Here is a 24814-nt window from a genome sequence, read left to right on the forward strand (position 1 = left end):
TGGATGGCGGCATGCAACTCGCCGAAGCGCTCATCGAACGCGCTGACCTGCAGAAGCGCATCGAGCAGCTCCGCGGCCGGATCGCCGCGAACGCCCGCTACCAGGAGGGCGAGGAGCCGGACGAGGACGCCGCGGCCCTGCTCACCGAGGCCGAGCAGGCCGTCGACGCGCTCGAGGTGCTGCTCGCCCGCATCAACGCGACGAACGCCTCGACCACGCTGGCGTCCGGAGCCACGATCACCGCGCTGCTCGCCCGTCGGGACGCCCTGCGACTCCGACACTCGCTCGTGACCGGTGCCGCCGACGCGACCGCGGGTGGTGGCGGTGGCTACCGGCAGCTCCGGAGTGAACTGCGGACGTTCGCGGCCCTGCCGACCGCAGCCCTGCGCAGTCGTGCCGACGGCCTCGCGAAGGAGCTCCGCGAGCTCGACGCCACCATCCAGCGGAGCAACTGGGAGGTGACGCTCCTGGAGCCGGCGGGCTGAGGGACGAGGGCGGTGCGTCGGTAGGCGGACCGGGGCGGGTACGGACCCGACGGACCGGCGGGCAATCCGGTCCACGTGTGGCGCAGTGGGCAGCGCCGTGGCGCGAGCCGGCACAACGCAGCCCAGCACCGCGCACCGGTGACGGTGCACGCAGCACCATGCACCACCGCGTACCGACCGGACCACCGAGGGTGGGACAGGGGACCACACCGCCCCTCGGACGGTGGGAGCGCGCCGTTGCGGCGACCTCCGGCCTGGAGGCGCGGCTCGGCTCCGACGCGCGGCGTGCTGCTCCGACGTGCGGCGTGCTGCTCCGACGCGCGGCGTGCGGCTACGAGGCCCGGCGAGCGGCCCAGCGTCCCTCGGCGCGCAGGATGGCGAGCGGGAAGTCGAACGCGTGCGACACCGCCGAGGACGTGATCACCTCGTCCGAGGTGCCCTGCGCGACGACTGCGCCGTCCCGCAGCAGCATCGCGTGCGAGGTGGAGGCGGGCAGGTCCTCCAGGTGGTGGGTGACCATCACGCTGCCGAGTTCGGGATGCCGGAGGCGCAGCGCGTCGACCGTCTCGAGCAGGTGCTCCCGTGCGGCGACGTCGAGGCCGGTCGCGGGTTCGTCGAGCAGGAGCAGCTGCGGTTCGGACATCAGCGCACGGGCGATGAGCGTTCGCCCCCGCTCGCCCTGGGAGAGCACGGGCCAGCGGGCGTCCCGCCGCGCGGTGAGCCCGACGTCGGCGATGTGCTGCTCAGCAGTGGTCACCTGGTCGTCCGTCGGGGTCCACCGCATCATCAGGTCGGTCGTCCCGGTGAGACCGGTCAGCACCGTCTCGAGCACGGTCAGCGGGGAGAGCATCCGGTGGCGCGGATCGACGTGCCCGATGTGCTCGCGGAGCTCCCGGACGTCGACGCGGCCGAGCTGCCGGCCGAGCAGCGCGACCGTCCCGGCCGTCGGGTGTCCGGTGGCGCCCAGGACGGCGAGCAGCGTGGACTTGCCGGCGCCGTTCGGCCCGAGGAGCGCCCAGTGCTCCCCGCGCCGCACGGTCAGGTCGACGTCGTGCAGGAGGTCCCGGCCGGACCGGGTGATCCGCACGCCCTCGGCGCGGACCAGGACGTCGTCGTCGGTGTTCACGACTGCCATCGTGTCGGAGGTCACCGGTCGGCGGCTGCTCCCGCGCGGACGGCTCCGGTCAGCTCGTCGACGGTGGTGGTCAACGAGCGGATCGTCGCGCTCGCGGCGTCGCCGTCACGACGGGAGATCGCAGCGCGGAGCGGGTCGATGAAGTTCTGCACGTCCCAGAACACCCCGCGCGACTGCGAGAGCGCGAGGAACTGCGCACGCGGGATCACCGACTCGGCGAGCTTCGACAGCAGTTCGTTGTCCGAGTACGCGATGAAGAGCTTCACGACGCGGTCGAGTGCCGCGTTGGTCGCCCGGAGGTCCTCTGCCTCGGCACCGCGGCGCATGTCCTCCAGGGCCTCGACGAGCTCCCCGGCGGTCGCGTCGTCGAGCTTCGGCACCGACCAGCGGGCGGCGAGTTCGGTGAACCCGCCGAGCACCTGCAGGGTGTCGTCGAACTGCTTCGCGTTCGGGGTGGCGATCCGGGTGTAGCGGTTCGCCTCCATCTCGACCAGCCCGTAGTCGACGAGCTTCGCGATGGCCTCGCGGATCGGGGTGCGGCTGACGCCGAGCCACCGCACGAGTTCGTCGTCGTTGAGTCGTTCGCCGGCCTGCAGCGTGCCGTCCTGGATCGCGGCGAGCATCTTCTCGAGGACGACGTCACGGAGGAGCTTCCGGGGGGAGTTCTCGACGGTCGACTTGGGGACGGGCATGCCGGACTCCTCACGCTGCGGGTGTTCTGTACTCAAATCCTAACGTGTCAATATGCAAACGCTTGTGAAATCTTGGTATGATGGAATGTCAGCCGTCGATCCGTACGACCGTGCGCCCGTGCACACGTCCGGCGACGACCTCCGGTCCGATCGCCATCGCGTCCTCGAGGGACACCGTGCGCGTCACCGCGGCCAGCAACGCGGGGTCGAGGTCGGACGCGAGCCGCTCCCACGCCCGTCGGCGCAGTGCCGGGGGTGCGTCGACCGAGTTGATGCCGAGCAGGGACACCGCGCGGAGGATGAACGGCAACACGGTGGTGGGGAGCGCGGAGTCCTGCGCGAGGCCGCACGCCGTCACGGCGCCGCCCCAGCGGGTCCCCGCCAGCACGTTGGCGAGCGTGGCGCCGCCGACGCTGTCGACCGCGCCGGCCCACGTCGCGCGCTGCATCGGCTTGCCGGGTTCGGCCAACGCGGCCCGGTCGACCACGTGCGTCGCCCCCAGGGTCCGGAGCGACGCCTCGTTCGCGGTCCGCCCCGTCGACGCCGTGACCTCGTACCCGCGAGCGGCGAGCAGGGCGATCGCGACGGTGCCGACGCCGCCGGACGCGCCGGTGACGAGCACCGGACCGGCCTCGGGCGCGACGAACCGTTCGAGCGCGAGCACGCTGAGCATCGCCGTGAACCCGGCCGTGCCGATCGCCGCGGCGAACATGTCGTCGATGCCGTCCGGCAGCACGACGAGCGACCCGGACGGCACCACCGCGTGCGCGGCCCAGCCGCCGTGGCGCGTCTCGCCGAGGCCCGCGCCGTTCAGCACCACCCGATCGCCGATCGCGACGTCCTGCACACCCGGACCGAGGGCCGACACGACGCCCACGACGTCGATGCCCGGCACGAGGGGGTCCACCCGCGCGACCCCGGGGTTCCGGGCGAGCGCCAGCCCGTCCTTGTAGTTGACGCTCGAGTACCGGACGTCGACGAGGGCCTCGCCCTCGGCCGGGTCGGCCAGGTCGACCTCGGTGATCGTGGGGGGCTCTGCACTGGAGACGAGGACTGCGCGGGTCACCTGTCGGACGCTACCCGTGCCTCCCGTCCGACGTCCTACCCGAACATGATGGCGGCTTCGTCGTACCGCTCCTGCGGGACGGTCTTCAGCTCGCCGAGCGCCTCGTCGAACGACACGTGCACGATGTCCGTGCCCCGCAGCGCGACCATGCGGCCCCACCGTTCCTCGACCACGGCGTCGATGGCCGCCAGGCCGAGACGCGTCGACAGCACCCGGTCGTACGCGGTCGGCGTGCCGCCGCGCTGGATGTGCCCGAGGGTCGTCGCCCGGGTCTCGATGCCCGTCATCTCCTCGATCAGCGGCGCGAGACGCTCGCCGATCCCGCCCAGACGCGGACGGCCGAACGCGTCCAGACCACGTTCGGTGTGCGCGTTGTCCTCGTGGTCGGGGACGAACCCCTCCGCGACCACCACGAGCGGCGCACGACCACGGTCGTAGGCGGCCCGCACCCACTGCGCGATCTGCTCCATGCTCGTCTTCTGCTCGGGGATGAGGATCGCGTGCGCGCCCGCCGCCATGCCGGAGTGCAGGGCGATCCAACCGACGTGACGGCCCATGACCTCGGCCACCATGCAGCGCGAGTGCGACTCGCCGGTGGTGCGGAGGCGGTCCATCGCCTCGGTCGCGATCGCGACGGCGGTGTCGAAGCCGAACGTGTAGTCGGTCGCGCCGAGGTCGTTGTCGACCGTCTTCGGCACGCCCACGATCTTCAGACCCGCGTCCGTCAACCGCTTCGCCGCCGCCAGGGTGCCCTCGCCGCCGATCGCGACGATGGCGTCGATGCCGTGTCGCTCGAGCGTCCGCTCGATGTTCTCCACACCGCCGTTCGGCCCCTCGAACGGGTTCGTCCGGCTCGTGCCGAGGATCGTGCCGCCCTGCTTGGCGATGCCCTGGATGTCCTTCCGGCCGAGCGGGACGATGTCGCCGTCGACCACACCGCGCCAGCCGTCGCGGAACCCGACGAAGTCGTGCCCGTAGATCGCGATGCCCTTCAGCACGATCGCGCGGATGACCGCGTTCAGACCGGGGCAGTCGCCTCCGGAGGTGAGGATGCCGATGCGCATGGGAACTCCGTCGTCACGTGGTGGGGGTGTGGTCCCATCATGACTGACAGGGGTTCCGCATTACCATCCCGGTGTGTCCCTGCATGCTCCCGCCGCGTCGTCCGTCGACGCGCCCGACGACGCGGCCCGCGTGGACACGGTGTACCGGCCTGGAGGCGCGGTGGACGTCCGCGCGACCCTCCGGCCGCTGCAGCGCGGTTCCGGCGACCCCGCCTTCCGGGTGGTCGGCGCCGACACGTGGCTCGCGCTCCGCACACCGGACGGACCCGCGACGGTGCTGGTCCGGCGGGCGGGAGTGGACGCGATCGCAGTGTCCGCCTGGGGACCGGGAGCGTCGTGGGCGGTGGAGCACGCGCCCGAGATGCTCGGCCGAGGGGACGACTGGTCCGACCTCGACGTCTCCGCGCACGCGTTCCTGGCGTCGGCCCGGCACGCGCAGCCCGGACTCCGGCTGCTCCGGACGAACACCGTCGTCGCGATGCTCGTGCCGGCGATCATGGAGCAGAAGGTGACCTCCCGGCAGGCCTGGCGTGCCTGGCGGTACCTGCTGCGCCGCCACGGCACACCCGCACCCGGACCGGCGCCGGCGGACATGTTCGTACCGCCGGACGCCGCGACGTGGGCGAGGATCCCGAGCTGGGAGTGGCACCGGGCCGGCATCGAACCCGGGCGGTCGGCCACGGTGATGCGGGCGATGCGGGTCGCTCCGGCGCTCGAGCGGACGCTGTCCCTGGGCCGTGGTGGGTCGGACGTGTCGGCGCGGCTGCAGTCCGTGCCGGGCATCGGGAAGTGGACCGCTGCCGAGACCGCGCAGCGTGCGCACGGCGACCCCGACTCCCCGAGCGTGGGGGACTTCCACGTGCCGGCCCTCGTCGGCTGGGCACTGACCGGGGGCCCGGTGGACGACGACGGGATGCTCGAACTCCTCGAACCCTGGCGAGGGCACCGGGAGCGCGTCGTGCGGCTGATCGGCGGCTCGGGCTTCCGGAAGCCGGCGTTCGGTCCGCGGATGACGATCCAGGACCACCGATACCACTGAACCCGAACCTGTACAAGGGTACAGACGGGTCGGTGCACTTGCCGACTTTCCGGGCTCCAGCCCCCTGACTAGCGTCGGCCGAGGGGGCGAAGGGGTCGTCCCCTGAGAGGGGAAACGTGGACAGCACAGACCACGTCCAAGGGCCCACGAGGCGCCAGCTGCTCGCGTACGCCGGTGTCGCGGCCGGTGCGGCCGCACTCGGTGGTGTCGCCTTCGACGCATCATCGGCCAGGGCTGCCGTTTCGTGGCGGTACCCGTTCGACCGCGAGTACCCGGTCTCGAGCCCGTTCGGTCCACGGCCGGTACCCGTCGAGGGCGGCAGTTCGAACCACCAGGGCATCGACTTCGCGGCCGGCGAGGGCGTCCCGATCCACGCCGTCGCCTCGGGCACCGTCGTCACGGCGGGTCCTCTGGACGGTTGGGGGTTCGGCAACCTGACGCGGATCCAGCACGACGGGTACATGAGCTGGTACGGACACCAGAGCTCGATCGCCGTGCGAGTGGGTCAGACCGTCTCGGCAGGGCAGTACATCGGCAAGGTCGGGAGCACTGGTGTGTCGAGTGGCGACCACCTGCACCTGGGGCTCTCGACCGGGACGAGCAGCTCGTTCATCGATCCGGCGCCCTACATCCTGAACGCGCCGAAGGCCAACGACAACACCGCTCCGACGGCGCCGCGCGACGACGACTTCCGTCTCATCAAGTCCCCGGGGCGCGGAGCAGCCATCGTCGGGGCCGGGTACTTCCGGGCGCTGCCCACGGCGGAGTTCGAGTCGTGCGGGGTCGCGCTGGCCGGCGAGCCGATCGAGGGCAACGACCGTCAGTTCGACGTCTGGAAGGCCATCGCGCTCCAGGGCACCGCGGCCTGACCCGCACACGACACGAACACGAACAGCACGAGGAGAACACCATGAAGCTCATCCAGTCCACCAACCGTGGCATCGCCGTCGTCGGCCCCGGCTACTTCCGAGGCCTCAAGAACCAGGAGGAACTCCAGTCCGCGATCAAGGTCTGGGGCAACCCGATCGTGGGCAACGACCGTCAGTTCGACGTCTGGAAGGCCATCGCACTGCAGGGCACGTCGGCCTGAGGCGCGCACCGACCGCACGACGGGAGGCCCGTGGCGATCACGCCGCGGGCCTCCCGTCCGCGCTTCGGTGCTTCCCGGTCCGGCCGGGTTCCCCGTGACGGGTGCCCTCGCCGGCGAGCACGGCGCGGTAGCCCTCGCGGAACGACGGGAACCGCGGGGCCCAGCCGGACTCGCGGAGACGGGTGTTCGACAGTCGCTTGTCCCCTGCGCCCTGCCGACCGGCGGCCTCGGCACGCGAGGGCGCCGCGACACCGAGCTCCGCGGCGAGGAACGTGTACACGTCGTCGAGGCGTGCGGGTTCGTCGTCGGTGACGAGGTACGTCGGAGCGGGGTCGTCCATTGACGCCAGGTGCACGAGCGCAGCGGCGGCGTCGTCGCGGTGGATCCGGTTCGTGTGCGGCGACCCGCCGGCGACCGGGGCGAGCCGGGCCGTGCCGCCACGGACCTGGTCGATCAGGCGCTCGCGGCCGGGCCCGTAGATCCCGGAGAGTCGCGCCAGCACCGCGCCCGGCGCACGGTCGCGGAGGAGCGCCTCGGCCTCGAGCAGCACGCCCGCGGTCGGTGTCCCGGCGCTCGTCGGTGTCTCCTCGGTCAGGACCCCGCCGTCGTCCACGTCGTACACCGCGGTCGAGGACACGACGACGATGCGCGGGTGGGACCCCGACGCGGCGATGCCGTCCAGGACGTTCCGCAGTCCGTCGACGTAGGTCGCGCGGTACTCGTCGACGTCCCGGCTCCCGGCGGCCAGTGCGACCACGACGACGTCCGTGTCGGGGTCGATCGGTGCGACCTCACGGCGGAGGTCGACCGACCGGCCGACGAGCGGGGCGGGGACGAGATCGCCCCGGCGCCGGAGTCCGACCACGCGGTGGCCCGCCGCCGTGCAGCGCAGGCCGGTCTCGATCCCGAGGTCGCCGCAGCCGGCGATGACGATGTCCACCGCCCCATCATGGGGCAGCGGTGCCGGGGAGGTCCCGAGACGGACTGCGCGCCGGGGCGACGAATGCGCAGGGCGCACCGCGACGGCGGTCACGCCGACGCCGTCAGGCGTCGTCGTGGTCGTGCTCGACGTCGTCGGGGCCGATGGCGTCCTGGACGCGCGCGCTGACGGACCGCAGGGTCTCGGCGTCGGTCCCCACGGGCCTCCAGAACAGGTCCTCGAGCGCACCCGTGTGCGCGCGGATGCCCGCGAGCACCGCTCGGCGGCCCTCGGTCGTCATCACGACCCAGCTCCCACGGCCGTCCGTCGGGCAGTCCGCGCGTTCGACCAGGCCGCGCGCGACCATGCGTGTGACCTGATGGCTCACCCGGGACTTCTCCCAGCCGATCCCGGCCGCGATGTCACGCACCCGCAACCGGTGCTCGGGGTCGCGGTGGAGTCCGATGAGGATCTCGAACTCCGGGATCGAGATGCCGGCCCCCTGCTGCACGGCGTGGTCGAGCGCCCGGTCGAGTCGTCGCCACACGTCGTGGTACGCGTCCCACGTGGCCCAGTCGTGGCCTCCGGCCCCCTCGTTCGGCATTGCGTCAGCGTACCGACCCGCGGCGCCGTCGGCGGGGTTCGGCTTCCTCGGAGCGCGCGTCCGGGTGGCTCCGAGGTGGGGTCGGTGGCGCGGCATACGATCGGAGCATGCCGAGCGCTCGACTGCAGGACTGCACCGACGACGCCGTCGCCCTCGTGCGACGGTGGCTGGCGGCGTCGGCCGATGCGAAGCCGGACGCGGGGGCCGCTCGACTCGCCGCTGCGCTCCGCGACGAGCGTGGCCTCGACTTCACGCGCGGCTTCGTCGACAAGGTGATCCGTCCGGAGGACCCGCGGGTCGCCGCCCGCAACCTCGAGAAGGTCAGCCAGGACGTCCCGGACTTCCTCGCCTGGTACCTCCGGGGCGCGGTGACGTTCGGCGGTGGCTTCGCGACGATGGCTCCGTGGGCGGTGATCCCGACGGCGCGGAAGATCCTGCGCCGGATGACCGGGCACCTCGTCATCGACGCGACCCCGGCGAAGCTCGGGCCGGCGCTCGCGAAGGTCGGCGGACCGGGCACGCGGCTCAACGTGAACCTGCTCGGCGAAGCCGTGCTCGGCAGCGCGGAGAGCGACCGACGGCTGCAGGGGACGATGGACCTGCTCGCGCGGGACGACGTCGACCACGTGTCCATCAAGGTGAGTGCCGTGGTGCCGCAGATGTCGATGTGGGCGTTCGACCAGACCGTCGAGCGCGTGGTGGACCGGCTCGTGCCCCTGTACCGACTGGCGGCGTCCGGCAACCCGGCGAAGTTCATCAACCTCGACATGGAGGAGTACCGCGACCTCGACGTCACCCTGGCGGTGTTCCGGGCGCTCCTGGACCGCGACGAGTTCCTGCACCTCGAAGCCGGCATCGTGCTGCAGGCGTACCTGCCCGACGCTGCGGGGGCGCTGGAGTCGCTCACCACGTGGGCGCAGGAACGGCGTGCCCGGGGCGGCGCACCGATCACGGTCCGGCTCGTCAAGGGCGCCAACCTCGCGATGGAACGGGTCGACGCGATCCTGCACGAGTGGCCGCTGGCGACGTGGGGCTCGAAGCAGGAGACCGACACCGCCTACCTCCGGATGCTCGACGCCGCCCTGACGCCGGAACGCACCGACGCCGTCCGCATCGGCGTCGCGGGCCACAACCTCTTCGACCTCGCCACCGCGTGGGTGCTCGCCCAGCGCCGCGGTGTGACCGAGGCCATCGACGTCGAGATGCTCCTCGGCATGGCGACCACGCACGCCGATGCCGTCCGGGCCGACGTCGGGCAGGTGCTGCTGTACACGCCGGTGGTCCAGCCGGACCAGTTCGACGCCGCGATCGGCTACCTCGCCCGGCGGCTGCAGGAGAGCGCCAGCCCGGAGAACTTCATCGCGAGCGCAGCGGACATCGACCACGACGAGAGCGTCTTCGAGCGGGAACGCGGCCGGTACCTGACGTCGGTCGCGGCGCTCGGGCAACCGGTCCCCACCACCAACCGCACGCAGGACCGCCGCGCGCCCGTCGGCGACCCCGTGCACCGCGAGCGCTTCGTGAACGTGCCGGACACCGACCCCTCGATCGCCGCCAACCGCGCTTGGGCGGCCGACGTCCTCCGCCGTGTGCCCCGGTCCCAGCTCGGCGCGCAGACGATCCGCGGCGCGAAGGTCGTCGACCGGTCGACGCTCGAACGGATCGTCGCCCGCACCGCGCAGGCCGGCGTGAACTGGGGGCGACAGGACCCGTCCGACCGTGCCGAGCTGCTCGACCTCATCGCGCACGAGCTGGAGACCCGCCGGGCCGACCTCGTCGAGGTGATGGCGGCCGAGACCGGCAAGACCCTGGGCGAGGCCGACGCCGAGGTCAGCGAGGCGATCGACTCCGCACACCACTACGCCGAGAGCGCCCGGCAGCTGGCGACGCTCGACGGTGACGGCGCCCGGTACGTGCCGCCTCGACTGACGGTCGTCGTGCCCCCGTGGAACTTCCCGGTGGCGATCCCTGCCGGCGGTGTGCTGGCGGCGCTCGCCGCGGGCAGCGGTGTCGTCCTCAAGCCCGCACCCGAAGCGAAGCGGAGCGGTGCCCTGCTCGCCGACGTGCTCTGGGACGCCGGTGTCCCGCACTCCCTGCTGCAGCTCGTCGACCTCGACGAGGACCACCTCGGCCGTGACCTCATCGCGCACCCGGCCGTCGACCGGATCATCCTGACCGGTTCGGCGGACACCGCCCGGTCGTTCCGGTGGTGGCGCGCCGGCCTGCCCCTGACGGCGGAGACGAGCGGCAAGAACGCGATCGTCGTCACGCCCAGCGCGGACCTCGACCTCGCCGTGCAGGACATCGTGCAGTCGGCCTTCGGGCACGCCGGACAGAAGTGCTCGGCGGCGTCGCTGGTGATCCTCGTCGGGTCGGTGGGCGAGAGCGAACGGTTCCGACGACAGCTCGTCGACGCCACGCGGACGCTCCGGGTCGCGTGGCCGGACGACCCGACGGCGCAGATGGGGCCGCTCATCGCGGAGCCCTCGGGCACGCTCCGCCGCGGGCTCACCGAGCTCGGTCCGGGGGAGTCGTGGCTCGTCCAGCCCGCGCCGCTCGACGACTCCGGACGGCTCTGGTCACCGGGCATCCGCGACGGCGTCCGCCTGGGCAGCGACTTCCACCAGACGGAGTACTTCGGGCCGGTGCTCGGCATCATGCGCGCCGAGACGCTCGAGCAGGCGCTCGCGATCCAGAACGGCACCGACTTCGGTCTCACCGCCGGCATCCACTCGCTCGACGCCGACGAGGTCGCCGACTGGATCGCCGGGGTGCAGGCCGGCAACCTGTACGTCAACCGCGGCATCACCGGCGCGGTCGTACGACGGCAGCCGTTCGGCGGGTGGAAGCGCTCGGCGGTCGGCACCGGCACGAAGGCGGGCGGCCCGATGTACGTCGCGACGCTCGGTCGGTGGGAACCGGTCCCGCGCACGGTCCACAAGAGCATCCAGCTGCACGGGCTGCCGTCGCGCGTGACCGCCGTGATCGAGGCGGCCCGCAGCGGCCTGTCGTTCGAGGAGTTCGACCAGGTCCGTGCCGGCGCGCTGAGCGACGTCCGCGCCCGTGCGTCGGAGTTCGGCGTCGCGCACGACCCGTCGGGACTCGTCGTGCAGCGGAACGTGCTGCGGTGGCGGCCGCAGTCCGTCGTGGTGCGGCAGGCCGAGGACGCCTCCACCGGTGACCTCGTCCGTGTGCTCGTCGCCGCGACGGCCGCACGCGCCCACGTCCTCCTGAGCAGCGCCCGACCGCTGCCCGGCCCCCTCACGCAGCTGCTCGCGTCGAACCGTTCGCCGCTCGACGTCGTCGACCACCTGGTGGAGTCCGACGCGGAGTTCCACCGGCGGGCAGCGTCGGGCGACGTCTTCCGTCAGGACTGGTCGAGCGGCCAGGACGAGCACGAGGACGCCCTGGAGACCGTGTTGTCGCAGGGGTTGGACCGCCCGACCCACACGGCGTTCGGTGGCCCCGGTGCCCGCATCCGGCTCGTCGGCGGCGACCCGCTCGCGCTCGAGGAAGCGCTCGGCGCCAGTGTCGACGTGGCGATCCACGACGCCCCCGTCGTCGAGGCGGGGATCATCGAGATGCTGCCGTTCCTGCGGGAGCAGTCGGTGTCGATCACCGCGCACCGCTTCGGCGACCTCGACCCCGACCTCTCCGAGCTGCATGTCTGACGCGCGCACCCTGCACGCCGACGGGCTGTTCAACGGGCGGGACCTGGGCGGTCTGCCGCGCCGCGGCGGCGGGACGACCCCGGCCGGTCGCGTGTTCCGGTCCGAGAGCGTCGACCGGCTCACCGAGTCGGGTTGGCGGGCACTGCACGACGCGGGCATCCGCACGGTCGTCGACCTGCGTGCGCCGTCGGAGACCGCGAAGGACACCGGATCACGGCCGGCATGGCTCACCACGGTCGTGATCGACCACGACGGGCTCGATGCCGCGCCGACGTTCTGGGAGGCGTACTGGGAGACCGGACTCGTCGGTACGCCGCTGTACTACGGTCCGCACCTCGACGAACTGCCCGAGCGCACCGGCTCCGTGTTGCGGGCGATCGCGCGGGCGGAACCCGGCGGCGTCCTGTTCCACTGCGCCGGCGGCCGGGACCGCACGGGCATCGTCGCGCTCGCCCTGCTGACGATCGCAGGCGTCGAGCCCGAGGCGATCGTCGCGGACTACCGCATCACCGTCGAGAACGCCCCGGCGTTGCTCGCGTCGATCGGGGTCCCGTCGAGTGAGGCGAAGATCGAGGCGCTCTGCGCGGAGAACGGCACCACGGTCGCGGGCGCGTTCCGCGCCGCGCTGACCGGGTTCGACGTGGACCGCTTCGTCGAGCGCGCCGGTCTCGACGACGCCGACCTGGAGGCACTGCGCACGTTCCGCACGCACGTCGCCTGATCAGCGGTTCGACCGGTCAGTCCTCGGTGTCGCCGCCTTCTTCGTCCTCGACGCCCGTCTCGTCCATGCGGTCGCGCAGGTGGTCGGCCATCGCGCCGGCACCCTCGCCCGCGTGGTCGTGGTCGACCTGCTCGATGAGGCCGCGCAGCTTCTCGTGGTTCGTGGCCTCGGTGGCGCCGTCCATGACGGGCTCGGTCTGTTCGTTGTCGCTCATGCTCCGGACGCTACGCCGCGGCACATGGGCATCACGCCGAGGGGTGCGCAGATCGGTAGTGCAGCTCGACCGCGCCGCCGGTGAACGGCGTCGTCCCCATCAGCTCGAACACCGGCGTCGGGGCCGCGACCGGCAGCAGGGGCGCCCCTGCCCCGAGCGCGATCGGCATCACGGTGACCCGGAGCTCGTCGAGCAGTCCCGCCTGCTGGTACTGCGCCGCGAGCAACCCGCCGCCGACCACCCATACGTCGCGCCCGCCCGCTGCCCGCTCGACGTCGGCCTGGTGGTCCGCGACCGGTCCCGACACGAATTGCACCTCGGCACCGTCCGGCGCCGCGAGGTCCCGGGTGGTGAACACCCACGTCGGCAGCCCCGGGTACGCCCACGTGTCGTCGTGGGCGAGCAGCCACTCGTACGTGGTCGACCCCATCACGATCGCGCCGACGTCGGCGACGAAGCGGTCGTGGTGCTCCTGGAACGGCTCGAAGCCGAACTGCAGCAGCCAGTCGAGGTCGTCACCGGGTGCGGCCACGAACCCGTCGAGGGAGGACGCGACGGAGTAGATCGTGCTCATGGCCGCGACGCTAGCGACGACCCCCGACAGCACCCCGGCCGGCGCCGACGGCGAGTGTCTCCGCGACGACCAGGACCAGCGAGATGCCGACCTGCGCGGCTGCGAACCGGCGGCGGCGCGGGTCGGCGACGGCGAGCGGCACCATCGAGGCACCGTGCAGGGCGTCCACGAGAGCGCTCAGCGTGTGGGCGTCCGCACTGCCGGCGCGACCGCTTCCGGCGCGGCCGACCAGCAGCGCCTGGCCGATCTGCCGCACGGCGAGGACGGTGTCCAGCGCGGGGTGGGCGCTGCCGCGCAGCACACGGACCGCGTGCCCGACCCCGATCGCAGCCCGGACGGTCTCGACCAGTGTCCTCGTTCGGTTCATGCACCCAGTCCACCGCACGCCGTCGGTGCGCGCGCACAGCGGACGTCCGCCGGCGGTGGTGGACGAGGACCCCGACCGAGCATGATGGCCGGGTGGAGACGCAGGACGAGGAAGCACCGCCGGGCTGGGTGCTCAGCACGCCGACCCGGCAGCGGGAGGTCTGGGACCTGCCGCTGCTCGCTCTGCTCCTCGCCGCACTGCTGGTCGCCGCCGGGATCGCGTTCGGGGACGTGCTCGGCCTGGTGGCCGGGGTGTCGTCGGGTGTCGTGGTCGTCGCAGCTGCGGTCGCGCTGTTCGTCGCCGCCCGCTCCGCCTACGACGCACAGGATCGTTCCGCATCGTGGCGCCTGCACGTGGTGCGGGTCGTCGCCGGCGTGACGGTCGTCTCGGTGGTCGCGGTCGCGAGTCTGACGGCGGGGCTTCCGCTCGGCGCCGTGTTCGGCGGCGTCGCGGCGGTCCCGACCGCATTCCGGTTCGCCCGGTCGGTCCCGCGTCTGGACCGTCTCGTCGCCGCCTGGGCGTCCGGAGCAGTGGCGGCGGCCTGCGCGGCGCTCGCCACCCTCGGGCTGACCGTCCCGGGCACGGAGCACTACCGGGTGGCGGCGTGGATCGGCGGTGGGGTGGGGTTCGGGGTCATCAGCCTGGTGATGGCGATCGTGCAGTTCCGGATCGCGGCCCGCACCCCGAGGGACTGAGGCTCAGCGCCCGAGCCCGAACCGCGTCACGACCCCGGGGGAGTACAGCACCGAGTCCGGTTCGAGCTCGGTCAGGGCGAACGGCAGCCCCGCGGCGCCGACCAGGTCGTCGCGGAACGACACGACCGAGGCCCGGTGCAACGGCCACGACTCGTGCTCGTTCGGCCAGAACCGGGTCCGGCCGGCGCGGTGCACGTGCATCCCCCACCGTGCGGTGAGGAACGTCTCGAGCGTGCTCGGCTCGGCGATCGGCGCACCGATCCGCAGGTCGACCAGCGACCGCAGGTGCGTCCCGTGGCGCCGTACCGCGTAGGCGACCCGGTCCGGCGCCGGCCGACGCTGCTCCGCCACCGCCCACTTGTAGGGCAGGCCGGTCGCGACGCGGGCGCCGACGGTCGGGGCGAGCTTCCCGGCGTCGAGCGAGAGGAACACCACGCCGCGCTGGCCGCGCTCGTCGACGGTGTAGACGCGGACGTTCATCTCGACGAAGTCGCCGACCCGTCCGACGGACACCGGCGGGAAGCGCGTGTCGGTGAAGCGGAAGCCGATGAGACCGACCCACGTGGTGACGCCGTCGTCGACGCCGTCCACCCCGACGGTGTCCGGCCGGGTCCCGGCTGGCAGCAGCGGCGCGACGGCGGACACGTCGACCCGCCAGTGCACGAACACGACGTCCCGCCACGCCTGCTCGATCCAGGGACGTCCGGTCAGGCCGGGGGCGACGGCCTGGAGGCCCGGCTCGGCCCCGGCGGGCACGGTCGCGGTCACGAGGCGGTCCCGTCCGGGGCGATGTGCCCCGCCACGGGCGCGTCGTCCCACCGCTGCTGCGGGGTGTCGCAGGTCCCGCGGAACACGTACTGCGACGGACGCTTCCGCTCGCTCGAGGTCCAGTCGATCGCAGGACGGCGGCGCTCCGGCGGCAGGTACCCGATCCGGTACACGGCCATCAGCTCGAGGGACTCCGGCACGTGGAGCAGTCCCTCGATCTCCTCCCAGGCTCCCGGGGTCTCCATCGGGAAGGACACGAACTGGATCCCGAGGCCCAGCTCTGTCGTCGCGAGCCAGATGTTCTCCATCGCCGCACCCATGCTGAACACCGAGTAGAAGCCGGACAGCTCCTCCTTCCGGTACTCGTGGCGGTCGAGCAGCACACCGAGCAGCAGCGGCGACCCGGCGACGAGCTTCCGGTTCTCCTCACCGAGGGTGTGCGGCACGCGCAGGGTGTTCATCAGCAGCTGCCCGCGCTTCGTGAACACCTGCTTCGTGAACGGCTTGAGCGGCCCGGGGAGCTTGTCGAACAGCATCCCGTCGCGCCGTTCGTCCATCTCGGCCTGCGAGAACCGGAAGTACGGCTTGTAGCGCTCGAAGAACGTGCCCTCCGCCATGGTCCTGGTCATCGACGACCCGCTGATCTCGGCGACGCGGTCGATGGTCGCGCGCTCCTCGACCAGCACGAACCGCCACGGCTGGCTGTTCAGCTGCGACGGCGCCCGCCCCGCCAGCTCCATGAGCAACCGCTGGTGCTCCTCGGAGACCGGGTCGGGCAGGAACGCCCCGTTGGTCGTGCGCCGACGTCGGATCGCCTCGAAGAGCTCCACTGCTGTCCTCCCCGCGGTCAGCGCCGGAACAGCACCGCCCCCAGGTAGGACGGCGCAGCGGCGACCGCGACTCTCCAGTGTGCTCCGGAGCGCGGGTTCGTGCGTGGGGCGACCGCGAGCGGCACGAGTGCGGGCAGCAGGAAGAGCGCCGAACGGTCGCGCGTCCACACCGGGGTGGTCGCGGCGACGCCGGTCAGGGTGGCCGTCACCACGAACAGGCCGTGGTGCACGACGCGGAGCTTCTTCGTCCGGACGAGCCGCACCGCGACGGCGGTGCCCCACGCGCAGTTCGCGACGTAGGCGAGGGTCGCGGCGGCGACCAGACGGCGGGCCGCACGCGACCGCGTCGGAGGCGATCCGTGCCTCCCGGCCGTCGTCCGTCCCATGCGACGAACGCTACGCGGTCTCGCGACTGACCAGCTTGGAGAGCACGATGGCGGAGCGCGTGTGGTCGACCTGCGGTGCGAGCCGGACCTTGTCGAGCGCTTCCTCGAGTGCCGACAGGTCCTTCGAGCGCATGTGCACCACGGCGTCGGCGCTGCCGGTGACGGTGCCGGCGTCGATGACCTCCGGCACGGTGTCGAGCAGGGACCGGAGTTCGTCGGGGGAGACGGTGCCGCGGCAGTAGAGCTCCACCCAGGCCTCGGTGCCGCGGTCCTCCACAGCGGGGTCGACCTTGATCGTGAAGCCCTGGATCACCCCGTCACCGACGAGCCGGTCGACGCGGCGCTTCACGGCCGAGGCCGAGAGTCCGACCACCGACCCGATGTCGCCGTAGCCGGCGCGGGCGTTCTCCCGGAGCTGGTCCAGGATGCGGTGGTCGAGCGAATCCATTGCCTCCATGCTACGCGGAGTTGTTGCACGTCCGGTGGCCTCAGCGCACGAAACGTGCGCGCCCCGAACGGGTGTCACGGTGTTTCGCGTCCCGGTGCTGCACCCGCTGGACGGTTCTGTCTAGACTCGTGCACGGCGTCGACCTGGTCCGCTACGGCGAGTGAGCCTGCATCTCGCCGGAGCACTTCTCCCCGTTCCGTTCCGGTTCCTGGCAGGCTCGGGCCCCGGTCCCTCAGGAGGACTGATGTCGAACCCCGCACCCTCGACCACCGATGCACCGGCCCGTACCGCGACCAAGCGGACGATCCTGATGTGCAAGCCCGACTTCTACACGGTCAGCTACCGGATCAACCCGTGGATGCACCCGGAGGAGCCGACCGACACCTCGAAGGCCGTCCAGCAGTGGCAGTCGCTCGTCGACGTCTACGAGGGCCTCGGCTTCGACATCTCGTACATCGAGCCCATCGACGGGCTGCCCGACATGGTCTACGCGGCCAACGGCGGGTTCGTGCTCGACGGCGTCGCGTACGGCGCGAAGTTCCAGTACCCCGAGCGGCAGCCCGAGGGCCCCGCGTACATGGAGTGGTTCGCCGCGAACGGCCTGACCGTCGCCGAGCCGGAGCAGACCAACGAGGGCGAGGGCGACTTCCTGCTCGTCGGCGACACGATCTACGCCGGCACCGGGTTCCGTTCGGACAGCACCTCGCACGAGGAGCTCGCCCGGATCTACGGCCGCGAGGTCGTCACGCTCAAGCTGATCAACCCGAGCTTCTACCACCTCGACACCGCGATCGCCGTGCTCGACCCCGAGCCCGCCGCCGACGGCACGAGCAACATCGCGTACCTGGAGAGCGCCTTCGACGAGCCGTCGCTGGCCATCCTGCGCGAGCGCTTCCCCGACGCGATCATCGCGACGGAGGAGGACGCCTCGATCCTCGGGCTGAACTCGTACTCCGACGGGTACAACGTCGTGATCGCCTCGCGCGCCGTGCGGTTCGCGGAGCAGCTGCGCGAGAAGGGCTACAACCCGATCGGCGTCGACCTGTCCGAGCTGCTGCTCGGCGGCGGCGGCGTGAAGTGCTGCACCCTCGACCTGCACCCCGTCGGCACGGGCACCTCGGTGGCACGGTCCTGATGGGCGCCGCACTCGGGACGGCGACCGCCGCGGCGCTCGCCGTCGAGGACCGCTCCCTGGCCCACAACTACAGCCCGCTGCCCGTCGTCATCGCCTCGGGCGACGGCGCCTGGGTCACCGACGTCGACGGCAAGCGCTACCTCGACGGGCTCGCCGCGTACTCCGCGGTGAACTTCGGCCACGGCAACCCCCGGCTGCTCGACGCCGCGCGGGCACAGCTCGACCGGGTCACGCTGACGTCGCGGGCGTTCGTGAACGACCAGCTCGGGCCGTTCGCGGCGTCGTTGGCGGCGTTGACGGACACCGAGATGGTCCTGCCGATGAACACCGGCGCCGAGGCCGTGGAGTCCGCCATCAAGGTGTCCCGCGCCTGGGGTTACCGCGTCAAGGGCGTGCCGGCGGAGCAGGCGACCATCATCGTGGCGTCCGGGAACTTCCACGGCCGGACCACGACGATCATCTCGTTCTCCGACGACTCCGACGCCCGTGACGACTTCGGGCCGTACACGCCCGGGTTCCGCACCGTGCCCTACGGCGACGCTCGCGCGCTCCGGGAGGCCATGGACGAGACCGTCGTCGCCGTGCTGCTCGAGCCGATCCAGGGCGAGGGCGGCGTGGTCATCCCGCCGGCGTCGTACCTCGGTGACGTCCGCGCGGTCTGCGACGAGTTCGGCGCGCTGCTCGTCGCCGACGAGATCCAGTCCGGGCTCGGCCGCACCGGTCACACCCTCGCCGTGCAGCGCGTCGGGGTCCGTCCCGACCTCATCACGCTCGGCAAGGCCCTCGGCGGCGGCATCGTCCCGGTGTCCGCCGTGGTCGGGCGACGCGACGTGCTCGGGGTGCTCCGCCCCGGCGAGCACGGCTCCACGTTCGGCGGGAACCCGCTCGCCGCGGCCGTCGGGTCCGAGGTCGTCGCGATGCTCGGCGAGGGCACGTTCCAGCAGCGGGCGCTCGACGGCGAACCGCTGCTCCGTGGGCTGCTCGACGACCTCGTCGGTCAGGGCGTCGTGGCCCACCGTGTCGCCGGACTCTGGGCCGGGATCGACATCGACCCGGCGCTCGGCACCGGGAAGGCGATCGCGAAGGACCTCGCCGACCGGGGTGTGCTCGTGAAGGACACGCACGGGTCGACGATCCGCTTCGCGCCGCCGCTCGTCGTGACCGACGACGAGGTGCGCCTGGCGATCGGGACGCTCGGCGAGGTGCTCGCCGCGCGGTAGTGGCGCGGGCGTCGCCGCGCGGCGCGTCGCCCTGTGGGCCGCTTCGTGTGCAGAAATGGTCGGGTCGCCCTCGGGCACCCGACCATTTCTGCTCACGAAGCGCGAACGGCGGCCCTCACACCGCCCAGCGCTCCGCCAGCTCGTCCATCAGCGCGTCGAGCCGCTCGTCGACCACCTGCGCCTCGGGGTGCGCCTCGTACCAGGCGATCACCTCGCGCACGCCCTGCCGGTACGGCGTCCGCGGCCGGTACCAGGGCACCAGCGACCGGATCTTGCTGTTGTCGAACACCGAGCTGTTCGCCTTGTCGCCGAGGAGCGCCGCGCCCCACTCCGGGTCCACCGCGTTGATCGCGTCCGCTGGCACGTGCACGATCTCCAGGTCGTCGACCCCCGCCGCCGAAGCGATCTCCTGCGCGATGGCGTTCCAGGTCGGCGCCTCGTCACTCGTGATCGTGAACGCCTCACCGATCGCCTCCGCCCGGTCGAGCAGCCCCGTGAAGCCGACCGCGAAGTCCCGACTGTGCGTGATGGTCCAGAGCGAACTGCCGTCGCCGGTGATGATGATCGGCTTGCCCGCGCGCATCCGGGCCACAGCAGTCCAACCCCCGGTGAGCGGCAGCTTCGTCTCGTCGTAGGTGTGCGACGGCCGGACGATCGTCACCGGGAAGTCCTGTTCCCGGTACGCCGTCACGAGCAGCTCCTCGCACGCGATCTTGTCCCGCGAGTACTGCCAGTACGGGTTCTTCAACGGCGTCGACTCCGTGATCGGCAGGTGCGTCGCCGGCGTCTGGTACGCCGAGGCCGAGCTGATGAAGACGTACTGCCGCGTCCGTCCGGCGAAGAACTCGACGTCCGCCTGCACCTGGTCCGCCGTGAAGGCGATCCAGTTCACGACGACGTCGAAGTGGCGGTCGCCGAGGACGTCCGCCAGGGCGCTGCGGTCCGACACGTCGGCCTGGAGGCGCGTCACGCTGTCCGGGATCGGCCTGCCCCCGGTGGTCCCCCGGTTGAGCACGGTCACGTCGAACCCCTGCTCGACGGCTTCGCGGACACACGAGGCACTGATGACCCCGCTGCCGCCGATGAACAGCACGCTCGCTCCCGACATGGATGCTCCTTCGCTCCCGGCGGTGCAACCCAGCACCGCGCCTATCCGATCCTGCACCGCCGACGCCGCGTAGCGTCACGAACCGAGCCGCACCGACGCGGCCACGACAGGAGTGACACGCACATGGAGTACCGCTACCTCGGCAACTCGGGCCTCAAGGTCTCCGAGATCACCTACGGCAACTGGCTCACCCACGCCTCCCAGGTCGAGAACGACGCCGCGATCGCCTGCGTCCGCGCAGCGCTCGACGTCGGCATCTCGACGTTCGACACCGCCGACGTCTACGCGAACACCGGTGCCGAGACCGTCCTCGGCGAGGCGCTGAAGGGGGAGCGGCGGCAGTCGCTCGAGATCGCGACGAAGGTGTTCGGCCCGACCGGTCCGAAGGGCCACAACGACACGGGACTGAGCCGGAAGCACATCCTCGAGTCCATCGACGGATCGCTCGAGCGGCTGCAGACGGACTACGTCGACCTGTACCAGGCGCACCGGTTCGACCATGAGACCCCGCTCGAGGAGACGATGATGGCGTTCGCCGACGTCGTCCGTCAGGGCAAGGCCCTGTACATCGGCGTGAGCGAGTGGACCGCCGAACAGCTCCGCGCCGGTCACGAGCTCGCCGACGACCTCGGTGTGCAGCTCATCTCGAACCAGCCGCAGTACTCCGCACTCTGGCGGGTCATCGAGGGCGAGGTCGTCCCGACGTCCGAGGAGCTCGGCATCTCGCAGATCGTCTGGTCGCCCATCGCGCAGGGCGTGCTCACCGGCAAGTACCAGCCGGGTCAGCCGCTGCCCGAGGGATCGCGCGCCACGGACGACAAGGGCGGCGCGAAGATGATCGAGCGTTTCATGCGCGACGAGGTCCTCGAGGCCGCCCAGGAGCTCAAGCCGATCGCCGACGAGCTGAACCTGTCGATGGCGCAGCTCGCCGTCGCGTGGGTGCTGCAGAACGAGAACGTGGCGTCCGCCATCATCGGCGCCTCGCGACCGGAGCAGGTGCACGACAACGCCGGCGCTGCCGGGGTGTCGATCCCCGCAGAGCTCATGACCCGCATCGACGACGCCCTCGGCTCCGTCGTGGAGCGTGACCCGGCGAAGACGAACGACAGCAGCCCGAAGACCCGCGAGGCGTAACGCGCCGCGGTTCGACGCTCGCGTCCACGCCACGAACGCGAAAAGGCCCCCTACCGGAGTAGGGGGCCTTTCACCGTGGCTGGACACGGCATCGATCCGTGGACCTTTCGATTTTCAGTCGAACGCTCTACCAACTGAGCTATCCAGCCGTGGCGACCCTGACGGGACTTGAACCCGCGACCTCCGCCGTGACAGGGCGGCACGCTAACCAACTGCGCTACAGGGCCATGTGTAATTGTTCGGTGTTGCTCTGCTTGCTTGCTCACCCTGTGAAGAGTGACCCCAACGGGATTCGAACCCGTGCTGCCGCCGTGAAAGGGCGGTGTCCTAGGCCACTAAACGATAGGGCCGCAAGCGGTGCTTCGCGCTACCGATGGACAAGCATACGGATGCCCTGCGGGTTTCACAAATCGGGGCCCGTCACCGCGGAATCCCCGGCGTGTCGCGGTGAGTGCACGGGTGTCGAGGGCTTCACTCACCGTGGGGCTCCAGGTCCCGATTCGTGCTGTCGATGCTCGGATGCGAGCATCGTCGTCGGCCCGTGCCCCTCGTGCGAGGGGGTGTGCGGGTGCGACACCTGTTGTTACTGTTGCGTCTGTTAACAGTGTTACGTGCGTGAGCCTTGCCGCGCTGTTACGAAATCGAGATGTATGTCGACCTCACCATCGCTCTCACTCCGCCCCCGTCCCCGCCGCCGCTTCATCGCCGCCGCGGTCGCCGTCGCGCTCACCGCCGGCACCCTCGCGGCCCTCGCGCCGGTGACGTCGGCCAGCGCGGCGTCGTACCCGAGCTGGTCGGACGTGCAAAAGGCGAAGGCCTCCAAGTCGGCGCAGCAGGCCAAGGTCTCCGAGATCAAGGCGCTCATCGCCGACCTGACGACCAAGGCGGCGGCTGCCCAGGCGTCCGCCCAGGCAGCCGGTACCGCGTACCAGACGGCGCAGACCAAGTACGACGACGCGACGCTCACCCAGCAGAAGCTGCAGTCGCAGGCCGACGAGGCCGAGAAGACCGCGGCCGCGTCCGAGGCGCAGGCCGGTCAGCTCGCCGCGCAGCTCGGTCGGGCGAGTGCGAACGACGTCACGACCGACATCCTCACGCACCCGTCGAAGTCGGGTGACCTGCTGTACGAGCTCGGCGCCATGTCGAAGCTCAGCGAGCAGGCGGACGGCATCTACTCGCAGGCGAGCCAGGACCGCGGTGTCGCGCAGGGGCTGGCCGACAAGGCGACCCTCGCGAAGGACGCGCTCGGTGAGCTCGCCGGCGCCGCGCAGCAGAAGATGCAGGCGGCCCAGACCGCGGCGGACTCCGCCCAGTCGGCCGTCGAGGCGCAGAACGACAACCAGGCACGGCTGCAGGCGCAGCTGACCCTGCTCACGAGCAACGCGGCGAACGTCGAGGCGAAGTACAACAAGGGCGTCCAGGTCGAGAAGGCCCGCCAAGCGGCCATCGCCGCAGCAGCAGCCAAGGCCGCGGCGACGACCGTGGGCGGCACGGGTGGCGGTTCGCCGAACTCCTCCGGGTGGGTGCGCCCCGCCGGCGGCTACCAGACGAGCCCGTTCGGCTACCGCGTCGACCCGTACACGCACTACCGCGCGCTGCACGCCGGTGTCGACCTCGCGCCCGCCTGCTACGCCCCGATCTACGCCGCCCACTCGGGCACCGTGACGTTCGCGGCGAACGGCGGCGGCTACGGCAACGAGGTCGTGCTCGACAACGGCGGCGGCATCTCCACCGCCTACGGGCACATCGTCGACGGCGGCATCCTCGTCTCGGTCGGCCAGCACGTCGAGGCCGGCCAGCAGATCGCGAAGATCGGGTCGACCGGCTGGTCGACCGGGTGCCACCTCCACTTCGAGACCCGGGTGGGCGGCTCCGCCGTCGACCCGGTCCCCTTCATGGCTGCGCGGGGGATCTCGGTATGACCGTGTGCGCGCCCGAAAGGCCCTGATCGACCGTGAAGCACTCCGCTCGCACCCTCTCCTGCGGGATCGCGGTGATGGCCGTCCTCGGACTGGGCCTCTCCGTGGTCGTCGCCGGGCCCGCCCAGGCAGCGCCGTCGGCGCCGAGCTGGGACGACGTGCGAGCGGCGAAGGCCGACGCGGCCGAGGCGCAGGCCACGGTCGACGAACTGAGCAGCCGACTGCAGACGCTGCAGGACGCGGCGGACCGGGCGCAGGTCGTCGAGCTGCAGGCGGGGCAGACGTACGCGCTCGCCTCGTCGCAGCAGCAGGAGGCGCAGTCCACCCTCGACGACCTCACCGCGCAGGCGAAGCGGGCGAAGCGGGCGGCGGACGACTCCGCGAAGCAGGTCGCCGGCCTCGTGGTCGAGCTGTCCCGCACGGGCGGCGGCGACCTCTCCACCGCGATGCTCGTCGACGCCTCGGACTCGAAGGACCTGCTGTACCGGGTCGGGACGATGTCCCACCTGTCGGAGCGCTCCGCCACCGTGCTCGCCCAGGCACGGGCGGACCAGAACACCGTCGACTCGATCGCCGCGCAGCAGTCCGCGGCGACGACGGCCCTCGCGAAGGCCACCGACGCGACGAAGCGTGCCCTCGACGACGCGAACGACACCGCTGCGTCCGCGCAGACGCGGGTCCAGGAGGAGCAGGAGCAGCAGGACGAGGTCCTCCAGCAGCTCGCCTTCCTGAAGGGCACGAGCGTCGCGACGGAGACCGCCTACTGGAACGCCGAGCAGGCGAAGCGGTCGGAGGCGCAGCTCGCGTCGCAGACCACGACCACGGACGGCGGGGACTCCGGCACCACGACCACCACGCCGAGCAACGGCTCCGGCACGACGTCCACCAACCCGGGGACGGGCACCCCCTCGAACCCGGGGACGGGCAGCCCGTCGAACCCGAGCACGCCGAGCCGGCCGAGCACGCCGAGCACCCCCGCGAAGCCGTCCACCCCGTCGACCCCGAGCCGGCCGAGCACGCCGAGCACGCCGAGCAAGCCGTCGACCCCGACCGCGCCGACCACCCCGACCGCGCCGAGCACCCCGTCGAAGGCCGCCGGCGCCATCGCGTTCGCCCGTGCCCAGATCGGCGACCCGTACGTCTTCGGCGGCGCCGGCCCGAACCAGTGGGACTGCTCCGGCCTCGTGATGATGGCGTACAGCTCGCAGGGCATCGCGACCGGCGGGCACAACGTCGTCTGGCAGTACAACTACTTCAAGTCGATCGGCCGCCTCGTGCCCCTGTCGCAGCGACAGCCCGGCGACATCCTGTTCTACTCGTCGAACGGCAGCGTCTCCGGGGCGTACCACGACTCGATCGTCACGGGCTACGGCACCATGGTCGAGGCCGCGAACCCGCAGCGCGGCGTGCTCGAGCGGGCGATCTGGACGCCGAGCCAGCTCCTGCCGTACGTGGCCCGACCGAGCGGGTCGCTCTAGCAGGAACGCGCCCCGCAATGAACAACGCGCCCCGTCGTGACGGGGCGCGTTG

Annotated in this window: 26 protein-coding genes and 3 tRNA genes; 12 read left to right on the top strand and 17 right to left on the bottom strand. The window is 71.9% G+C overall.

Annotated features, from left to right (window positions below; all coding sequences use genetic code 11):
* Positions 1–11 precede the first annotated feature (11 nt).
* The gene (locus ACRQ4B_RS03575) at positions 12–485 is read left to right on the top strand and encodes a DIP1984 family protein (protein WP_439693312.1); all 474 of its coding nucleotides are present in this window, start codon (positions 12–14) and stop codon (positions 483–485) included.
* Positions 486–816: 331 nt separating this feature from the next.
* Here ACRQ4B_RS03575 and ACRQ4B_RS03580 read toward each other — a convergent pair whose 3' ends face one another.
* The 4 genes from ACRQ4B_RS03580 to ACRQ4B_RS03595 form a co-directional block, all read right to left on the bottom strand.
* Positions 817–1611, bottom strand: a complete 795-nt coding sequence (locus ACRQ4B_RS03580; RefSeq protein ID WP_439693313.1) for an ABC transporter ATP-binding protein — start codon at positions 1609–1611, stop codon at positions 817–819.
* 20 nt (positions 1612–1631) lie between these two features.
* Positions 1632–2312, bottom strand: a complete 681-nt coding sequence (locus ACRQ4B_RS03585) for a GntR family transcriptional regulator (protein ID WP_439693314.1) — start codon at positions 2310–2312, stop codon at positions 1632–1634.
* 88 nt (positions 2313–2400) lie between these two features.
* Positions 2401–3378, bottom strand: a complete 978-nt coding sequence (locus tag ACRQ4B_RS03590; RefSeq protein ID WP_439693315.1) for an MDR family oxidoreductase — start codon at positions 3376–3378, stop codon at positions 2401–2403.
* A gap of 35 nt (positions 3379–3413) precedes the next feature.
* Complete coding sequence (locus tag ACRQ4B_RS03595; RefSeq protein ID WP_439693316.1) at positions 3414–4442, bottom strand: 6-phosphofructokinase; 1029 nt, start codon at positions 4440–4442, stop codon at positions 3414–3416.
* Between the two features lie 73 nt (positions 4443–4515).
* On the opposite strand from ACRQ4B_RS03595, the gene ACRQ4B_RS03600 reads away from it, so the two are divergent.
* From ACRQ4B_RS03600 to ACRQ4B_RS03610, 3 genes are all read left to right on the top strand, one after another.
* Positions 4516–5481 carry a DNA-3-methyladenine glycosylase family protein gene (locus ACRQ4B_RS03600; RefSeq protein WP_439693317.1) on the top strand — a complete coding sequence of 322 codons (966 nt, stop codon included), beginning with the start codon at positions 4516–4518 and terminating at the stop codon, positions 5479–5481.
* A 116-nt stretch (positions 5482–5597) separates the two neighbouring features.
* A complete protein-coding gene (locus ACRQ4B_RS03605; protein WP_439693318.1) occupies positions 5598–6350 on the top strand; it encodes a M23 family metallopeptidase in 753 nt (250 codons plus the stop codon).
* A gap of 41 nt (positions 6351–6391) precedes the next feature.
* Positions 6392–6571: a hypothetical protein gene (locus ACRQ4B_RS03610; protein ID WP_439693319.1), complete on the top strand. Its 180-nt coding sequence runs from the start codon at positions 6392–6394 to the stop codon at positions 6569–6571.
* A gap of 37 nt (positions 6572–6608) precedes the next feature.
* Here the strand turns inward: ACRQ4B_RS03610 and ACRQ4B_RS03615 are convergent, their stop codons facing one another.
* Complete coding sequence (locus ACRQ4B_RS03615; RefSeq protein WP_439693320.1) at positions 6609–7511, bottom strand: NAD-dependent epimerase/dehydratase family protein; 903 nt, start codon at positions 7509–7511, stop codon at positions 6609–6611.
* 103 nt (positions 7512–7614) lie between these two features.
* The gene (locus ACRQ4B_RS03620) at positions 7615–8094 is read right to left on the bottom strand and encodes a MarR family winged helix-turn-helix transcriptional regulator (RefSeq protein WP_439693321.1); all 480 of its coding nucleotides are present in this window, start codon (positions 8092–8094) and stop codon (positions 7615–7617) included.
* Between the two features lie 107 nt (positions 8095–8201).
* Between ACRQ4B_RS03620 and ACRQ4B_RS03625 the strand changes: the two genes are divergently transcribed.
* Complete coding sequence (locus tag ACRQ4B_RS03625) at positions 8202–11765, top strand: proline dehydrogenase family protein (RefSeq protein WP_439693322.1); 3564 nt, start codon at positions 8202–8204, stop codon at positions 11763–11765.
* The gene (locus ACRQ4B_RS03630) at positions 11758–12486 is read left to right on the top strand and encodes a tyrosine-protein phosphatase (protein WP_439693323.1); all 729 of its coding nucleotides are present in this window, start codon (positions 11758–11760) and stop codon (positions 12484–12486) included. Before ACRQ4B_RS03625 ends, ACRQ4B_RS03630 begins: the two co-directional genes overlap by 8 nt.
* Before the next feature lie 16 nt (positions 12487–12502).
* Here the strand turns inward: ACRQ4B_RS03630 and ACRQ4B_RS03635 are convergent, their stop codons facing one another.
* The 3 genes from ACRQ4B_RS03635 to ACRQ4B_RS03645 are packed head-to-tail and all read right to left on the bottom strand — an operon-like array spanning position 12503 to position 13641.
* Positions 12503–12700 carry a hypothetical protein gene (locus tag ACRQ4B_RS03635; protein ID WP_439693324.1) on the bottom strand — a complete coding sequence of 66 codons (198 nt, stop codon included), beginning with the start codon at positions 12698–12700 and terminating at the stop codon, positions 12503–12505.
* Positions 12701–12731: 31 nt separating this feature from the next.
* Positions 12732–13274, bottom strand: coding sequence for a dihydrofolate reductase family protein (locus tag ACRQ4B_RS03640; RefSeq protein ID WP_439693325.1), 543 nt, complete (start codon positions 13272–13274; stop codon positions 12732–12734).
* Between the two features lie 10 nt (positions 13275–13284).
* Positions 13285–13641: a hypothetical protein gene (locus ACRQ4B_RS03645; protein ID WP_439693327.1), complete on the bottom strand. Its 357-nt coding sequence runs from the start codon at positions 13639–13641 to the stop codon at positions 13285–13287.
* A gap of 92 nt (positions 13642–13733) precedes the next feature.
* Between ACRQ4B_RS03645 and ACRQ4B_RS03650 the strand changes: the two genes are divergently transcribed.
* Positions 13734–14336: a hypothetical protein gene (locus tag ACRQ4B_RS03650; RefSeq protein WP_439693329.1), complete on the top strand. Its 603-nt coding sequence runs from the start codon at positions 13734–13736 to the stop codon at positions 14334–14336.
* Between the two features lie 3 nt (positions 14337–14339).
* Here the strand turns inward: ACRQ4B_RS03650 and ACRQ4B_RS03655 are convergent, their stop codons facing one another.
* Genes ACRQ4B_RS03655 through ACRQ4B_RS03670 form a run of 4 tightly spaced genes read right to left on the bottom strand, consistent with a single transcriptional unit; the run spans position 14340 to position 16768 of the window.
* Positions 14340–15104, bottom strand: coding sequence for a YqjF family protein (locus ACRQ4B_RS03655; protein ID WP_439693330.1), 765 nt, complete (start codon positions 15102–15104; stop codon positions 14340–14342).
* Entirely contained in the window at positions 15101–15934 is an 834-nt protein-coding gene (locus tag ACRQ4B_RS03660) for a nitroreductase family protein (protein WP_439693331.1), read from the bottom strand. Before ACRQ4B_RS03660 ends, ACRQ4B_RS03655 begins: the two co-directional genes overlap by 4 nt.
* A gap of 17 nt (positions 15935–15951) precedes the next feature.
* Positions 15952–16320, bottom strand: coding sequence for a hypothetical protein (locus ACRQ4B_RS03665; protein ID WP_439693333.1), 369 nt, complete (start codon positions 16318–16320; stop codon positions 15952–15954).
* A 10-nt stretch (positions 16321–16330) separates the two neighbouring features.
* Positions 16331–16768, bottom strand: coding sequence for an Lrp/AsnC family transcriptional regulator (locus ACRQ4B_RS03670; protein ID WP_071293350.1), 438 nt, complete (start codon positions 16766–16768; stop codon positions 16331–16333).
* A gap of 244 nt (positions 16769–17012) precedes the next feature.
* On the opposite strand from ACRQ4B_RS03670, the gene ddaH reads away from it, so the two are divergent.
* Both ddaH and rocD read left to right on the top strand, forming a co-directional pair.
* Complete coding sequence (ddaH, locus tag ACRQ4B_RS03675) at positions 17013–17903, top strand: dimethylargininase (RefSeq protein ID WP_439693334.1); 891 nt, start codon at positions 17013–17015, stop codon at positions 17901–17903.
* Positions 17903–19123 (top strand): ornithine--oxo-acid transaminase, encoded by a 1221-nt coding sequence (rocD, locus tag ACRQ4B_RS03680; protein ID WP_439693336.1) that lies wholly within the window; start codon positions 17903–17905, stop codon positions 19121–19123. The genes ddaH and rocD overlap by 1 nt, the downstream gene beginning before the upstream one ends.
* Before the next feature lie 115 nt (positions 19124–19238).
* On the opposite strand, the gene ACRQ4B_RS03685 is transcribed toward rocD, so the two are convergent.
* Positions 19239–20231 carry an SDR family oxidoreductase gene (locus ACRQ4B_RS03685; RefSeq protein ID WP_439693337.1) on the bottom strand — a complete coding sequence of 331 codons (993 nt, stop codon included), beginning with the start codon at positions 20229–20231 and terminating at the stop codon, positions 19239–19241.
* Positions 20232–20354: 123 nt separating this feature from the next.
* Between ACRQ4B_RS03685 and ACRQ4B_RS03690 the strand changes: the two genes are divergently transcribed.
* Positions 20355–21365 carry an aldo/keto reductase family protein gene (locus ACRQ4B_RS03690; protein WP_439693339.1) on the top strand — a complete coding sequence of 337 codons (1011 nt, stop codon included), beginning with the start codon at positions 20355–20357 and terminating at the stop codon, positions 21363–21365.
* A gap of 76 nt (positions 21366–21441) precedes the next feature.
* Here ACRQ4B_RS03690 and ACRQ4B_RS03695 read toward each other — a convergent pair.
* From ACRQ4B_RS03695 to ACRQ4B_RS03705, 3 genes are all read right to left on the bottom strand, one after another.
* Positions 21442–21514: transfer RNA gene (locus tag ACRQ4B_RS03695), tRNA-Phe, on the bottom strand.
* Between the two features lies 1 nt (position 21515).
* Positions 21516–21592 (bottom strand) — tRNA-Asp (locus tag ACRQ4B_RS03700).
* Positions 21593–21642: 50 nt separating this feature from the next.
* Positions 21643–21715, bottom strand: a tRNA-Glu gene (locus ACRQ4B_RS03705).
* A 300-nt stretch (positions 21716–22015) separates the two neighbouring features.
* Between ACRQ4B_RS03705 and ACRQ4B_RS03710 the strand changes: the two genes are divergently transcribed.
* The gene (locus ACRQ4B_RS03710; protein ID WP_439693341.1) at positions 22016–23287 is read left to right on the top strand and encodes a M23 family metallopeptidase; all 1272 of its coding nucleotides are present in this window, start codon (positions 22016–22018) and stop codon (positions 23285–23287) included.
* A gap of 32 nt (positions 23288–23319) precedes the next feature.
* A complete protein-coding gene (locus tag ACRQ4B_RS03715) occupies positions 23320–24762 on the top strand; it encodes a C40 family peptidase (RefSeq protein WP_439693342.1) in 1443 nt (480 codons plus the stop codon).
* The last annotated feature ends 52 nt before the right edge of the window (positions 24763–24814 follow it).

Source organism: Curtobacterium sp. SP.BCo (assembly GCF_051903265.1).
Taxonomy (GTDB): Bacteria; Actinomycetota; Actinomycetes; order Actinomycetales; family Microbacteriaceae; genus Curtobacterium.